Here is a 14547-nt window from a genome sequence, read left to right as displayed (position 1 = left end):
GACACTCCGCTACTCACCTGTGACACCGTTCCTGTTGGTGTCTTCGTCCGCTAGCTATCGTACCCGCTGAACGACGCCCGAAAGCCGACCCGATGGTCACCCCGCCGGAATCCTCGTGCGCACTCTCGGAATATCACACGAAAACCGCCCCACAAGCTGGCGGTCTCGACGACATCGACACCGACGTGGTCGTTCCTTCAGCATCTTCGACCCGCATCGAGACCAATAGGGAGTACGTCGTGATCATCTCCGATCCCATTTCGTTGATTCGTGAGCGCGAGCGCCCGATCGTCGACGGTGCTGGCGATTGAGTCAAGATTTTCACGCTCGTACAGTGCCGTACAGGCGAAGCTGCTCGCCGCCGAAGGCGACCTCACCGGCGAAAGCTCTGGGTGTGAGAGGTCCCGCGGCCGCATCACGCCAACGCACTCCTCGCTGCCCGGAGCGATCCGCTTGATGCCGCGGGCGCGTTGATTATACGTCTTCATCCGGGTGACGGTCGACACTCGCGTGCAGACGCTACGAGGGCAGAGACGTTGCGTGCGTACGAGCCTGACATCTCCTCCGCGGCAGGACTACGCGAGAAGCTGTCGTACTACCGGGCGTCGCATCGAAAAAAAGGAAGTGTCGAAGGGGCCGGATTAGATCCGGTGGTTTAGCGCCTTAGTTCTCACGGCGTCCTCGCCGAAGGCGAGGGCTCGCGAAAGCGTTAGCTTTCGCGGCGAATCGCGAGTAGGGCCGCGGCGATGAGCGCGGTCAGGGCGACAACCACACCGAAGCCGGGCGTTCCGGTGTCCGTCTCGGTGGGGGTGTCGGTGTCCGGCTCGGGTTCGGGCGTCGCGGTGTCCGGCTCAGGTGTCGCCGTGTCCGGTTCGGGCGTTGCCGTGTCCGGTTCGGGCGTTGCCGTGTCCGGCTCAGGCGTCGCCGTGCCGACGTCCTCGACGATTTCCGCATCAGTCTGGCCGTAGGCACTGCCACCGACGCGCAGCGACACCGTACCGGTGTCGCCAACGCTCTGTTCGGAGAAGTCGAACGTCGCCTCGAACACGCCGTCGTCACCGATTTCGGTGCTGACGGTCTTCACGAACGAGGGCGAGACGCCTTGGTCGGAGCGGACGCGGACGCTGGCGTCCGAACCGGGCGCGATGTTCGTCTCACCGCTGACAGTCGCCTCGCCGGTGTTGGCGATCTGGACGACGCCGTCCTGTTGGTTGTCGAACGTGGCGCTGCCCTCCGCGATCGTGAACTCAGCGCTCTGAGACTGGTCGTCGCCCGTGTCGAAGTACGGGTAGGCGGCTTCATCGGTGTCGCCGTCCGCACCACCGAGTGGGCCCGATCCGTCGAACTCGAACCGGTCGCTCGAGTCGGTCTCGTACGTGAGGTCGGCCGTGAATTCCTCAGGCGTATCGATGTCACCGCCAGAGAAGGCGTCGTCCGAACTCGTGTCCACGATAATGAACATCTGGCCCGCCTGGTTGTCGACGAGGATGAAGATGTCCTGGTTGTCGACGTTCTCGAGGTCCAGCGAGGTGGCCTCTTGGTTACCAGTCGCATCGTCGGCCTCGACGGTGAAGTCGACACCTTCGCCGTCCCGCTCGTCGAGTTCGTAGAGCGTGCTCGCGCTGAAGCCGTCTTCGAACGCGTCGAAGCCGTTCTCGTCGATCGCGACCATGTGGCCGTAGATACCGCTGGCCTCGGCCTGGATGACGAGGCGGTCGTCCTCAGCGATCTCGGTCTGCTGGGTCACGATATCGAGGACCTCCTGGAGCTCCTCGTCAGCGTCGGCGTTGTCGGACGGGGCGGTCCACGTCTGGAGGTTGTCGACGCCAGGTTCGGTCAGGTCGAGCGTGGCGAGTCCGATCTCGTCGTTGAGTTCGGACTCGTCGTCGTCGTTGACGATGAAGACCTCGTCTCCGCCAACCGAGACGTCGTAGGTGGTCGGCTGGAGCGGACGGATGAGCTGATCGGTCGGGTCCTCGTCGCTGTCGATCAGATCGAGTTCAGTGAGGTAGTCGCTGAAGGTACCGATGTCGTTCCCGTCCTCGTCCTCGAAGGTGGGACCGCTGTCGGGCTCGTCGATGCCACCGTGAATCTGGCTCTCGACGATGTCGTCCTCACTGTAGTAGGTCTGGTCGAAGGCCGCACTCGTCCCGACCGTACGCGTGTTGACCCAGAAGGTCACTTCGTCGTCGTCGTCGTCGTCCTCGATGTAGAGGATGTCGACGAAGCCGGAGTCCTCGTCACCGAGCTGGACCCACGCGCTGTCGGTGTCTTCCAGCTGAATGGTCATATTGACCACGTCGCCGGCGGTCTGGGAGAAGGTCCCCTGACTGAAGCCGGCGTCGACGTCGGATTCAGTGACTTCGACCGTGCCCGAATCCTCGGCGGTCGAGTCCGAGACCTCGAAGGTGAACTCGTACTCGCCCTCGTCGATGTCTTCGAAGTCGGTGTCTTCCGTCACGTCACCGATGCTCCCGAGGACGATCGTGTCCTCGGAATCGTCGTCGTAGTCCGGAAGCGGCTGTGCGTTGAAGGCCGAGTCCGAGAAGATGTCGAGGAGTTCCTGCTGTTCGAGGTCACCGTCGGCGCTCACTTCGATGTCGGAGCTGCCGCGGTTCGTCTCGATTTCGAGTTCGTTGGCGCTGTCCTCGCCACTGTTGGTCACCGACTCCTCGTCGAAGTCGATGCTCAGGTCTTGCGTAGTAACTTCCCACGCGACCGTGTTAGCAGCGAGGTTACTCTCCTCGACGACGGAAGTGATCTCGCCGTCATCGATGACGAGCGCGACCGAGCTATCAGATGCCGGCGTGACGACGTATTCGCCGTCAAGGTCGTCAGTGCTGACGTCAGCATAGCCACCTTCGAGACTGAATTCGTCCTGCAGCGTCCCGATCTGGGGGTCGTCGCCGCTCGTGTCGTACTCCCGGATCTGGAGCTGGTCGTCTCCTTCAATGGTTACTCCACCAGAGGAAAAACTACCATCAACGTAAACGGCAGTCTCCTGACCCTGCCAGTACGTCGAGCCTGAATTCAGCTGGGCGTCGTTACCGGCGACGAGGTCGAACGCGACTTCCGCCGAGCCATCACCGCTGCTGGCGTTGAAGTCGATGTTGGCACCTGTCTGGGGTGAGAGGCCTTCGGTGTTGTGTTCGAAGTAGACGAGTACCGTTGCCGTCCCGTCTTCTCCACTTGGACTCTCGTCAGCAACGTCGAAGGAACTACTGCTAATACTGCTGACGGAGACAGCACTGGTGTTGGTCGATATTACGTCGATATTGTCAACGGAGACACCAGCGGGAACATCAGCAGTATCGATATTGACCGTATCGTCGTTGCCGTCAGTTACCGTGATATCGAGTTCAATCTTTTGTGTTACTTCGTCCTGTTCAACTGGAACGTCTTCGGCACTCACTTCGCTAATGTCACTAGCATTAGCGGCGGCCGTGCCCGCGAACGCGACAGTCCCAGCGAAGACGCTGAAGACCATCAACGCTGCGAGGAACACAGCGCGTGCCTTGAGTCGATAGTTTCCGTTTGTCATAGTTTGCTCTTGTTTGTATTCGCAACCGCGTGCAGATTCAGCAGTTTCGACAGCCACCGCCCGGCACCCGCGCGGACCGCATCCGCGCCGGCGGAACCGGGGCGACTGGATACTCCGTACTGAAGCTGGCTTGGGGTAGGGGCGGATAGACGATGGCGAGACCCCGGTAAATGTCTTCTGTCTTAAATAAACGCCTAACGGGCTCCCGAGACCGTTAAGCAGTCCCTAACTGGCTTGAAAGTCTAAAATATGGTATCCAGATATCCGTCTGTGAGTCCATATTCGTCGAAAATATCTGGCTTCTTATCAAAATTCCACTTCCCGCAGACGTCCCTGCGACTCCCGAGCGTCGCCCGCGGGTCGCCGACGGCTGGACCGTCGACCGTCCGGCACGGCGTCGCGCTCCGTCCACGCGGCGCTCGTGCGCGACAGCAACACTGTCGGAAAATAGTCTTCGGACCGCGAGGGGTAGGCGACTACTAGGGCTCCGACGGCGACTCGACGACGACCCCGCCGTCGGCCGCCATCTCCGCCCCGCTCCCGTCCTCGTCGGGATACCCCATCGGCACGTCGGGATCGCCGTTGACGAGGCGGTCCCAGACGACGAGCGCCGACGGGAGGACGAGAAGCGACGCGAGGAAGGAGTAGACGATCGAGATCGCCGTCAGCACGCCGAACTGCCCGAGCACCGAGAGGACCGCGAGGACGAGCACGCCGATCCCGAACGCCGTCGTCGCCATGCTGCCGAGAAGCGCCCCGCCGGTGCCGATGACCGTCCGCCGGAGCGCGGGGATCAGCGCCCGCTCGCGACGCTCGTCGACGAAGCGGTGGACGACGTGGACCGAGTAGTCGATGCCCAGCCCGATGGTCAGCGAGAGGATCGTGGCGGTGAAGGCGTTGAAGGAGATCCCGAGCAGGCGCATCGTCCCGGCGACCGACGCGACGGCGACGACGATGGGCACCAAGTTCGCGATCCCGAGCGAGGGCAGTCCCTCCAGGACCCAGTAGACGATTACCAGGAACACCACCGTCAGACTGAGCGCGAGCGACAGGCTCGTGATCGCGGACTCGAAGATGAGATCGGAGACCTGCTGGAAGACGACCGTGTTTCCGGTCGGCGTCGTGTCCTCGCGGAAGCGTTCCGAGACCTCATTGGCCGCGGCCACGGCCTCCTGATCGGAGACGTCCGCCGACACCGTGTAGACGATGCGCGCGCTGCGGCGGTCGTCGGCCAGGTACTGCGAGGCGCGGTCGCCCGCCGGCGAGGACGCCAGTTCGCTGTAGATCGTATCGAGGTTGTCGTCGGGCACGCCGTTGTCGTTGCGGTCGTTGCGCTCGACGAGCGCCTCGAACTCCGGATCCCGCTCGGCGCGATCCTGGATGATCGTCACGATGCTCGTCGACTCCGCGCGGCGGTTGCCGTCGGTGACGAACTCCGAGGGCGGGTCCTCGCCCGCGCGGTGGATCCGTTCGAGGGCCGCGTCGTTCTCCATCCGGCCCTCGAGATATATGGTGACTGACCCCCCCTGCGTGCTCGTGAACTTGTCTTCGAGGAAGTTCAGCGTCCCGACGACGCCGTAGTCGCTCGGCGCGAACGGCTCGGGAAGCGCCTTCAGAAGCGGCGAGACCTCTTCGGGCGGGAGGAAGTCCTCCTGGGAGAAGGAGGTGTCGACGCCGGTGGCGTAGCCCGCCGCGCCCGCGCTGAAAAGCAGCATCACGACCAGGACGACGACCGGAATCGTCCGCGCGAGCGTGACCCCGACCGAGAGCACCTCGCCGAGTGCCGACCCCTCCTCGCCGAGCGGGCGCTGGCTGAACGTCGGGATCGGCCAGCCGTCCCGATTTCGGTCCAGCCAGACCTTCGCCGCCGGGAGGAAGATGCCGAAGATGAAGAACGTGAAGATGATGCCGACGCCCGCGACGATGCCGAAGTCCCGGATCGGCGGCAGGTCGGAGGCGAGATTCGAGAGGAAGCCGATGACGGTCGTTCCGGTGACGATGAAGAAGGCGACGAGCAGCTGGTCGGTCGCCCGCTGCATCGCCGACTCGATGTCGAGGCCGGTCGCGCGGTCCTCGCGGTAGCGGTTGATCGCGTGAATGCCGAAGTCGATCCCGACCGCCAAGAGCAGCGGCGGCACCGAGATCATGATCTGGTTGAACGGGATGCCCGCCAGTCCGAGGAACCCGAAGGTCCAGATTACGGCCATCGCCAGCGCGGTGACGCCGAGCAGGAGGTCGAGCAAGTCCCGGTAGGCGACGACGAGGAAGCCCACGATCAGGAGGACGGCCGCGGGCGTCACGATGAGCAGCGAGTCCGTGATGACGGTGCCGAACTCGTCGGCGATGATCCCGCTGCCGAAGACGGTGATGTCGGTGTCGAGTTCCGCGTCGATGATCCGCTGGGCGTCGTTCTGGATCGGCGTCAGCGGGCTGTCGCCGGACTGCCCCGCCGTGCCGCCGCCGGCCCCGCCGGGCAGGTCGTGCTGGACGACGCCGATCGTCGCCGACGCCGACGCGGCTCTCGCGTTGAAGTCGTTGCTCACCGTTCCGGTGAACCCGGGGTTGTCGGCGTTCTCCCGAACGGCCTCTCTGACGTCCGCCCCCGTCGCGCGTTCGAGGGCCGTGATCTGCCGTTCGAGCGTGGTCGCCTCCGGGTCGATGGTCTGCGCCACCACACCCGCCGCCGAGGAGGTGCTGGAGACGTACATATCGTCGCGCTCTTCGAGCGCCTGTTGGGCCCGCAGCATCGCGAGCATCGATTGCTTCGAGAGGACGTTCCGATCGCGCTGGACGAGTTGGGTGCTCCCGGGGTCGGGACTGAACGGCGGTTCGAACTCGTTTTCGATGCGTTCGAGCGCGTCCGCGGCCGGGATGTCCTCGGCGAACTGCTGGGTGCCCGCCTCGGTGGAGACGTTTCCCAGCCCGGCCGAGAACAGCAGCGTCACGAGCAGGAACGTCACCATCACCCGTTTCGGATGGTTGACGATCTTGTCGTCCGCCCAGTCGACGAAGCGCTGGTAGTCGAGGTCCATCGGTCAGCCCTGGCGACGGTAGTAGAGGAAGCCGCCGGCGGCGAGGACCACCAGTCCGACGGCGATCGGGAGGACCGGAAGCCCGCCCCCGTCGGTTGACGCCGTGACGTCGACGGGGACCTGATACGTGTCGGAGATGATCGTGTCACCGTCTTCGTCGTCGTACTGGAAGTCCATCTTCACCGGATACACCTTCGCGGTCGCGTCGCTGCCGGCGCTGAGCTGGAAGACGACCTCTTTGGACTCGCCGGGTTCGAGGCTGTCGACGAACGCCTCGTCGTCGGAGGTCGACAGCGGCGAGTCGGTGTAGATCTTCGCGGACACGTCCGAGACGGCGTACTCGCGCGTGTTCGTGATAGTGACTCTGAACTCCCCGCCGGAGCCCGCGCCGAACGTGCCGTTGACGGGTTCGACGTCGAACTCCGGCGACTGCGGCCCGACGTCGGCGCGGGTGGGGAGCGCGTCGGATTGCTGCGCCGTGTTCTCCTGGTCCCAGTACGTGACGCCGAGTTCGAACTGACGCGGGCCCGCGGTGGAACTGGTCGTTATCTCCACGTCGAACTCGAACTCGGCGGACTCGCCGGGGTCCAGAGAGCCGACGGCGACCTCGGTCTCGATGGGCGTGACGGTCGGCCCCGGATCCTCGAAGGTCACGACGGCGTTGTCGGCGACGTTCGGTCCGGTGTTCGTGATCGTTCCCGAGAGCGTGTTGGTCTCGCCGACTCTGAGCGAACTCTGCACGCCGGAGACGGCGAACGTCTGTTCGGCCGCGGGCGCGAGGCTCGCGGTCACCGACTCGCCGTCCTGTTCGATGCCGTTCTCGTCGTCGTAGGTGAACGCCACGTCCAGCGGCTTCGCGCCGTCGTCGCCGATCGCTTCGTCGATCGCGGCCTTCACCGTCACGTTCACCGACTCGCCCGGTTCGAGGTCGCCGAGCACTTCCTCGGCGGCATCCCCGTCGATGACGACGCCGCCGCTGCCGGTGATCGTCGCCTCCGTGCCGTAGGCCGTCTCCGTTCCGATGTTCTCGATTTCGAGCGTCGCGTCACCGCTCGCTCCCGGTCCGACGTCCGTCTCGACGTTCGAGACGTCGAACTCGGGCTCTTCGGGGACCTCGATCGTGATCGTCTGTCTGTCGCTGGCGGAGAGCCGCTGGGTGCCGCTCGACGTCACGCGGTTCGTGTAGTCGTATCGAACCCGCACGTCGATGTCGTACGAGCCCGGCTCGACGTCCTCCGGAACGACGATTCGCTGTGTGGCCTCACCGACCCGGCCGTCCTGGATCGGGCCGATCGGCGTCTCGCCCGTCTTCACCTCGAAGGGGCCGCTGTCCTCGATTTCGAGGCTCACGCCGCGGGCCGTCGTGACCTGTTCGACCGCCGATCCGTAGTCTACCTCACCCTCGTTCGCGATCTGGAAGGCGACGGTCGTCTCGGTCCCGGGGAACAGTTCGTTGTCCGGGAGATACACCTCGAGATCGGGTTCTCCGCTCGTCACGCCGCTGCTCTCTTGCGCGCCGACGATCATCGGTGCGCCGGTCGACCCCACGATCAGCAACAGCACGATCCCGCCGATCAGGGCCCGTCGGCCGTACTTCATTGGAGCCACCGAGTGTCGACGGCAAACGCAGTCTGCTCGCTCGTCATCGACCGACGCTGGAGGGTCCGCCCCGGAGCGGGACGGACACGACGCGGGGACTTCGGGCTCATTGTTGGGTACTTCTACCCAGCGGTTATACTCTTTTTGATTGGTCGTTCAGTCAAACCGGTTAAGAGGCTCCACGCTAAGTGAGCGATAACAGTGAATTCCGTCCAGTCCCAGCGGTCTGCGGGGGTCCGTGACCGGACTCGCGTCGTCAGTTGGTCTCCCGCGAACACAGCCACCCGAACGGGCCCCCCGCAACCGTGAACGACGATATCTTCGACGATCCGGAGGGGTCACGCGAGGAGATCCTCGCAGCCACGTACCAGGCGCTCCACGAGTACGGCTACTCGGACCTCACGATCCAGCGGATCGGTGACCAGTTCGACAAGAGCACGAGCCTGCTGTACTACCACTACGAGAACAAGGACGAACTCGTGCTCGAGACGCTGGAATTTCTGCTGGATAGCTTCGAGGCGCAGTTCACGGCGAACGACATCACGGAACCGAGAGAGCACCTCGAAACGTTTGTCGAGCAGATGCGTAGCTCCTCGGAGGAACAGCGGCACCTCGAAACGCTGCTCGAACTGCGGGCGCGTGCGATCCACGACGAGCGGTATCGCCGACACTTCAACCGCAGTGATCGAATCTTCGAGAACTATCTGTCGGACGTGATCGCGGCGGGCGTCGAGTCCGGCGAATTCCGGGACGTCGATCCCGACGCGGTCGCCGCGGCGCTCGTGATGTTCTTCAACGGTATCGTTCTCCGCCGGTCGACGAACGACGACGAGGAGAAGACGTCACGGGCGACGGCGGAGATCACGGCGTATCTCGAACACAGACTGTTCCCCGACGCTGCGTCGGAGCCTGCCCCCGGCTAGCGCCGTGGAATTCCGCCTCGCTGCGCTATCGATCCTCCTCGCCGCCCCGTGAGTATCAGGCCTGATTCTTTCGACGCAGTATTTTATACGCGGTGGTCGGTACTCCCCGACACCCAAACGCCCACTAATGTCCCGCACACGGTATCTCCTCGCCCTCATCGTCGTTCTCTCGTCTCTTACCGGCGGCGCGACGTCGGTCGCGGGAGACCGCGTCGAGCCAGCCGGCGAAGCGACGGGTGCGGACGCTACCGACACGGTCGCTGCGCTCGGGGACGGTCGGCCGTTCCCGGACGTCCAGGACGCGTCCGCGTCCATCAGCGAAGACGACCTCACCGTCACCCGGGGCGACGAAGTCACGATCGCGGTCTCGCATTCGGACGCGGCGACGCTGACGATCGGCGGCGATGACTACGGCTTCAACGTGACCGTCGAACTCGGTGGCAGCGGCACGAGCGAAGTCGTGCTCGACACCCGCAGAACAACGGCGTCGAACGCGGGTGCGTTCGTCGACGGCGGCTCGGCGACGCTCCACTCCAAGCCGCTCGACGAACCGATGAAACCGGCTCGGTATCCGCTCAGCGTGGACATCGACGGCGTCGAGCGGGACGTGACGATACTCGACGTCCAACCGCGCGAGGAGATGAGCGGTGAGGCCTACCGCGCGCCCAGCTCGTTCGAGCCCACTGAATACCTCGGCGACGGCGACGACGGGGACGCCGACGTCGGCCCGCTGCGCGACGTACTGACCGCGGGGCCGAACGTGACGCGCCGCGATTACGCCGTCGCCCGGTTCGAGGAGAGCGGGCTCGAGACCGCGCTGAACCCGGACAACCTCACGGGAAGCGCCGCGGCGAACGGACTCGAGATCAGCGTCGAACAGGAAGCGCCGCACGCGAACGACTACGCCCTGGAGTACGTCGCGACCGAGAGTCCCAGAGTGACCGTCTTACCGAACTTCGCCGAGGACGAAATCTACGTCCTCTGGGACACGACCGGCGTCGAACTCGCCTCCCGGCCGGACCGCAACCGATACCACGCGAAGATCATCCTGACGGCCGAGAGCGGCTTCGTCGACGAGGAGACGACGCTCGCGACGACCGAGTTCGACCTCCGAGAGGCATCAGTGTCGCTGTCGCCGGTCAACGACTCCGTCCACCACCCGTGGGACGCCGACACGCTCGCCGTGGAGGGGCGGACGAACCGGGCACCCAACACCCCGCTCGAAGTTCGCCTTCGCGGGTTCGAAGAGAACTCGTTCCTCGAATTGGGCGACGCGACGGTCGATTCGAACGGGACCTTCGAATCGTCGATCGACCTGACTTCCGTCCCCCTCGGCACGAACGCGACGCTGTGGGTCTACAACCACTCCGACCAGACGTCCCAACAGATCCGGCTCGTCGCACCGGACCCGCAAGTGGAACTCGCGAACCAGACGGCGAACGGGACGACGGTCACCGTCGAGCGCGTCGAGATTCCGGCGGGCGGGTTCGTCCACCTCGAGAACGCGGAGGGCGAGCCTATCGGACGCAGCGACTACCTCGAACCGGGGCGGTACACCGATGTCTCCGCGGAATTAGCCACGCCGCTTTTCGAAACCCAACGGGTCCGCGTCGAGCTCCGCAAAGCCGGCGAAGAGCAGTCCTACGCCCCCGACGCCGAGGCCTATCTGTACCGACAGAACGACACCGTCGTCAACGACACCGCAGTCGTCGACTTCGCGGAGGCACCGACGGAGACGAGCAGTCCGACGGCGACCGAGACCCCGACCCCGACGGCGACGCCGTACCCGGTCGTCACCCGGACCGCACTGCCGCCGAGCGGCGCGTCCCAGTCGAGCCTCCCGCTGTCGCCCGCGATCGCCGTCGTCGCCGTGCTCGGGGCGGGAGCCCTGCTCGCCCGTCGGCGGTGAACGCGAACCGCCCCTCACGCTCGATCCCGCTGACGGGCGGCAGCCCTCGAACGCTCGGGACCGTCCGCGCCGGCGCAGCGGCGGAGGCCAGTCGGGTGAGCCACACTGGCGTCGGCGTCGTCGCGTTCGCCCGTTGGCATCGCCGCGTTCGCCCGTCGGCGTCGTCGCGTTAGGTCGTCTTCACTCGTGCTGTCGGGCGAATATCTCGCACCCGTCTGGGCCAAACACTTTTATGATCATCATACGTCGTGCGTCTCGTATGCCCGGTGACGACATCCACTCGCTCAGAAAAGCGATCGTTTCGGACGCGGAAGTGCGCGAACGGTTCCGAGCCGACCCCGACGCCGTCCTGCGGGAGTACGGACTCTCCGACGTCGACGGGCTCCCGGAGGAACCGGACGGGGACTTCGACCCGCGATCGTGGCTCATTAACAACTGACGGCGGTCGGCGGTCGACCGCAGCGGCTTTCTACGCGACGTCCCGTTTTTACCCCGGAGGGTCACTATCACCACTCGCCTCTACGTCGTCGGACTCGGAATGGTCGGTTGCAATCAACTAACCGACGAGGTCACCGTCGCGCTCGACCGCTCGGACCGGATCTACCTGCTTCACCCACACGACATCGTGGCCGAAGCGCTCTCGGACCGGTTCGGAACCGTGGTACGGCTGGGTTCGGAGTACGAGGAGGGTCAGCCGCGGTCGGCGGCCTACGACCGCATCGTCGACCGGGTGGTCGACGCCGCGGTCGACGCCGACTCGCCGGTCGCGCTGGCCACGTACGGACATCCGACCGTCGGCGTGACGCCGACGAACGACATCGTCCAGCGAGCGGAGGGAGCCGGCGTCGACGTCGACGTGCGTCCCGGGATCTCGTCGCTGGACGCGATGTACGTCGATCTGGGGCTGAACCCGTTCGAGACCGGACTGCAGATGTTCGAGGTGAACGATCTGTTGCTCCGGGAACTGTCGCTGAACCCGTCGGTTCCGGCGTTCCTCTTCCAGGTCGGCACCGTCGGCTCCCGCCTCTACACCGCGCGGCCGAACGCCCCCGAGCGGTTCACCCGGCTGCGGCGCTATCTGGAGCGGTTCTATCCGTCGGACCACGAGGTGTCGCTGGTCCGTGCGGCGACGCTCCCCTTCGAGTCGGGAGCGATCGAGTCCTTCGAGCTGTCGGCGTTCGAATCGATGGCCGACGCGGTCCATCCGAGCCACACCCTCTACGTTCCCCCCGCCCGTTCGGACGGGCCCGTGAACGAAGGGTATCTCGAATCACTCCACTCGCGGGACCGGCTCGACGAGATCACGACCGATCGCGACGAGTAAGGTCACTCCTCGTCCATCGGATCGTAGACGGACAACAGACAGGAGCACATCATCGAGATGTACGGGTACTCGCGGGCGAACGAGTAGTCGAAGTCGAGCCGTTCCTCGTCCTCCCCCCGCCGTTCGAGCCGGCAGATGAAACTGGCCGCCCGGACGGAGCGGTGCACCCCGAAGACGACCGGCGGGACGGAGCCGAGGTAGATGAGGTACCGGTACGCCGCCGGGAGACTCGTGATGCTCTGCAGGATGCCGAGGACCAGGAGCACGATGGCGAACAACAGGAGCAGCGTCGTTTGCTGGTGGATCTCGCTCCGGTGCTTGATCTCGACGTTGTTGTGCAGGATTCCGGCCTGGTGGTCCTCGAGCAATCGGTTCTGGAACGCCGCCTGCGAGACGTCGGGGCCGCCGTCTTCGGTGGTGCCGAACTCCTCGATCAGCGCGTCGACCGTCAGGTCCGGTGAGTCCCCGAAGCCGCCGTACAGCGTCAGTCCGCGGTAGATGTACGCGGAGGCGAACACGGACATCGTCGAGAACAACAGCGCGATGACGGCCCACGGCAGCGCCGGGGCCAGCAACTCCGGCGTCGAGACGAAGATCGGAACGAACGCGCCGATGACGATGAAGTTGAGACGCATGATGCGGAGCGACTCGTTGTCGGCGTCCTCCGCGATGTCGATCTGGTGGTCGATGACTGTCCGCGTCTCGCCGAGTGCGCTCTGCTGATAACTGAACACGCGGCGGCTCTCGGAGACGAGCTCGGACGCGGCCTCCGAGATCTCGCCGTCGTTCACGCGTGTTCCCTCCCGGCGACTCGCGGGGTCGTCCGCGCCCGTCCGTCCACGACCGGAATCGAAGTCCGTCCGTTCACGGCCGGAACCGATTCTGCAACGCGATCGCGGGCGCGAGATGGGTCAGGCCCCGCAGGTGCCGCCGTCACCGTCTCCGCCTCCGCGCTCGTCGGATCACTCGTTGCGCTACCTCGTTCGTCCACGGTAAAAAACGCACGCCCGATCCCCTACGGGCGGAACGTCGTCGCGAGCGTCCGATAGATCTCGTAACAGCGCTCCAACACGTCGATCGAGACGCTCTCGTCCGCGGTGTGGGCCTCTCCCGGCTCGGCGGCCCCGCAGACGACGCAGGTCGTTCCCGCCGCGGCGAGCCAGCCCGCGTCGGTCGCGTGCGGCTTCGTCACGAGTTCGGGCGTCGCCGGTTGCGACGCGTCTGCCGCGTCGAGCGCGGCGTCGGCGAACCGCTCGTCGTCGCACGCCATCGGCGGGAGGTCCTGGTCGACCGTCCACGTCACGCCGTCGACGTCCTCGACGCGTTCGAGGGGCGCGCGCTCGCCGGGCACCGTGCGCTCGTCGACCGTCACGGTGCAGCGCTCGGGGACGACGTTCCAGGCCGTTCCGCCGTCGATCTCGGTGACGACGAGGCTCCCCGCCACTCGCTCCCCGAGCACCGTCGCCGCGGGGGCGTCGAGGTCCCGGACGACGTCGACCGCGTCGCAGGCGCGATACACCGCGTTCTCTCCCGCCTCGGGTTCGCTCGCGTGGGCCGCGGTCCCGTGCGCGGTGAGCGTCGATCCGCGCCGCCCGTGGTGGGCGACGACGACGTCCGTCTGGTCGTCGCCCGCGTAGTTCGTCGACCCCTCGCCGACGACGGCGTAGTCCGGCGCGAACCCGTCGTCGATGGCCGCGCGGGCGCCCACGCCGCCCTGTTCCTCGCCGACGAACGACGCGAAGACGAGTTCGCCCGCGGGGTCGGCGTCGCGGAAGGCGAGCATCGCGGCCGCCAGCGATCCCTTCATATCGGCCGTCCCCCGGCCGTAGAGCCGTCCGTCGCGCTCCTCGACGAGGTACTCGGGGGCGACGCCGCCGGAGTCGTCCTCGTCGTCGCCGTCGGGGACGCCCTTCCCCTCGGGTCCGTCCTCGTTCGCGGCCCCGTTTCCGCCGGGATCGACGACCTGGGACTCGTCGGGGTCGACCACGTCGTGATGGCCGACGAGCGCCAGCGACGGCCCCTCACCACGACGCGCGACGACGTTCCCGTGTCGGTCGCGGGTCACGTCGGCGTCGGTCTCCGCGCAGAGCCACGACTCGACGGCGTCGCCGGCGGCCGTCTCGTCCCCGTGGCTCGGAATCGAGACGAGGCGGCGCGTCAGTGCTCTCACTTCGCTCCGGTTCGCGCTCACACTCGGAGGTGCGTCGCAGTCGTAGAAA

General features: G+C 65.7%; 9 protein-coding genes. 4 read left to right on the top strand and 5 right to left on the bottom strand.

What is annotated here, in order from left to right; translation table 11 throughout:
* Positions 1-709 precede the first annotated feature (709 nt).
* The 3 genes from NO360_RS13975 to NO360_RS13965 all read right to left on the bottom strand — a co-directional run bounded on the left by NO360_RS13975 (position 710) and on the right by NO360_RS13965 (position 8172).
* On the bottom strand, positions 710-3541 hold the full coding sequence (locus NO360_RS13975) for a BGTF surface domain-containing protein (protein WP_256308410.1): 2832 nt from the start codon (positions 3539-3541) through the stop codon (positions 710-712).
* Between the two features lie 479 nt (positions 3542-4020).
* On the bottom strand, positions 4021-6573 hold the full coding sequence (locus tag NO360_RS13970; protein ID WP_256308409.1) for an efflux RND transporter permease subunit: 2553 nt from the start codon (positions 6571-6573) through the stop codon (positions 4021-4023).
* Between the two features lie 3 nt (positions 6574-6576).
* Entirely contained in the window at positions 6577-8172 is a 1596-nt protein-coding gene (locus tag NO360_RS13965; RefSeq protein ID WP_256308408.1) for a COG1361 S-layer family protein, read from the bottom strand.
* A gap of 305 nt (positions 8173-8477) precedes the next feature.
* Between NO360_RS13965 and NO360_RS13960 the strand changes: the two genes are divergently transcribed.
* The 4 genes from NO360_RS13960 to NO360_RS13945 all read left to right on the top strand — a co-directional run bounded on the left by NO360_RS13960 (position 8478) and on the right by NO360_RS13945 (position 12328).
* Positions 8478-9095, top strand: coding sequence for a TetR/AcrR family transcriptional regulator (locus NO360_RS13960; protein WP_256308407.1), 618 nt, complete (start codon positions 8478-8480; stop codon positions 9093-9095).
* A 127-nt stretch (positions 9096-9222) separates the two neighbouring features.
* Positions 9223-11004: a DUF7282 domain-containing protein gene (locus tag NO360_RS13955; RefSeq protein ID WP_256308406.1), complete on the top strand. Its 1782-nt coding sequence runs from the start codon at positions 9223-9225 to the stop codon at positions 11002-11004.
* Between the two features lie 259 nt (positions 11005-11263).
* Positions 11264-11443, top strand: a complete 180-nt coding sequence (locus tag NO360_RS13950) for a hypothetical protein (RefSeq protein WP_256308405.1) — start codon at positions 11264-11266, stop codon at positions 11441-11443.
* A 66-nt stretch (positions 11444-11509) separates the two neighbouring features.
* On the top strand, positions 11510-12328 hold the full coding sequence (locus NO360_RS13945; RefSeq protein ID WP_256308542.1) for an SAM-dependent methyltransferase: 819 nt from the start codon (positions 11510-11512) through the stop codon (positions 12326-12328).
* 2 nt (positions 12329-12330) lie between these two features.
* On the opposite strand, the gene NO360_RS13940 is transcribed toward NO360_RS13945, so the two are convergent.
* Complete coding sequence (locus tag NO360_RS13940; RefSeq protein ID WP_256308403.1) at positions 12331-13119, bottom strand: DUF4231 domain-containing protein; 789 nt, start codon at positions 13117-13119, stop codon at positions 12331-12333.
* A 224-nt stretch (positions 13120-13343) separates the two neighbouring features.
* Complete coding sequence (locus NO360_RS13935) at positions 13344-14519, bottom strand: M20 family metallopeptidase (RefSeq protein WP_256308402.1); 1176 nt, start codon at positions 14517-14519, stop codon at positions 13344-13346.
* Between the last annotated feature and the right edge of the window lie 28 nt (positions 14520-14547).

Source organism: Halobellus litoreus, from assembly GCF_024464595.1.
GTDB classification, from domain to species: domain Archaea; phylum Halobacteriota; class Halobacteria; order Halobacteriales; family Haloferacaceae; genus Haloquadratum; species Haloquadratum litoreum.
This window is presented reverse-complemented; position numbering and strand designations above follow the sequence as displayed.

What these genes read in the sequence shown, in the direction of transcription:
- NO360_RS13955 (WP_256308406.1), top strand. Translation starts at nt 9,223, where the DNA reads ATGTCCCGCACACGGTATCTCCTCGCCCTCATCGTCGTTCTCTCGTCT.
- NO360_RS13970 (WP_256308409.1), bottom strand. Translation starts at nt 6,573, where the DNA reads ATGGACCTCGACTACCAGCGCTTCGTCGACTGGGCGGACGACAAGATC.
- NO360_RS13965 (WP_256308408.1), bottom strand. Translation starts at nt 8,172, where the DNA reads ATGAAGTACGGCCGACGGGCCCTGATCGGCGGGATCGTGCTGTTGCTG.
- NO360_RS13950 (WP_256308405.1), top strand. Translation starts at nt 11,264, where the DNA reads ATGCCCGGTGACGACATCCACTCGCTCAGAAAAGCGATCGTTTCGGAC.
- NO360_RS13975 (WP_256308410.1), bottom strand. Translation starts at nt 3,541, where the DNA reads ATGACAAACGGAAACTATCGACTCAAGGCACGCGCTGTGTTCCTCGCA.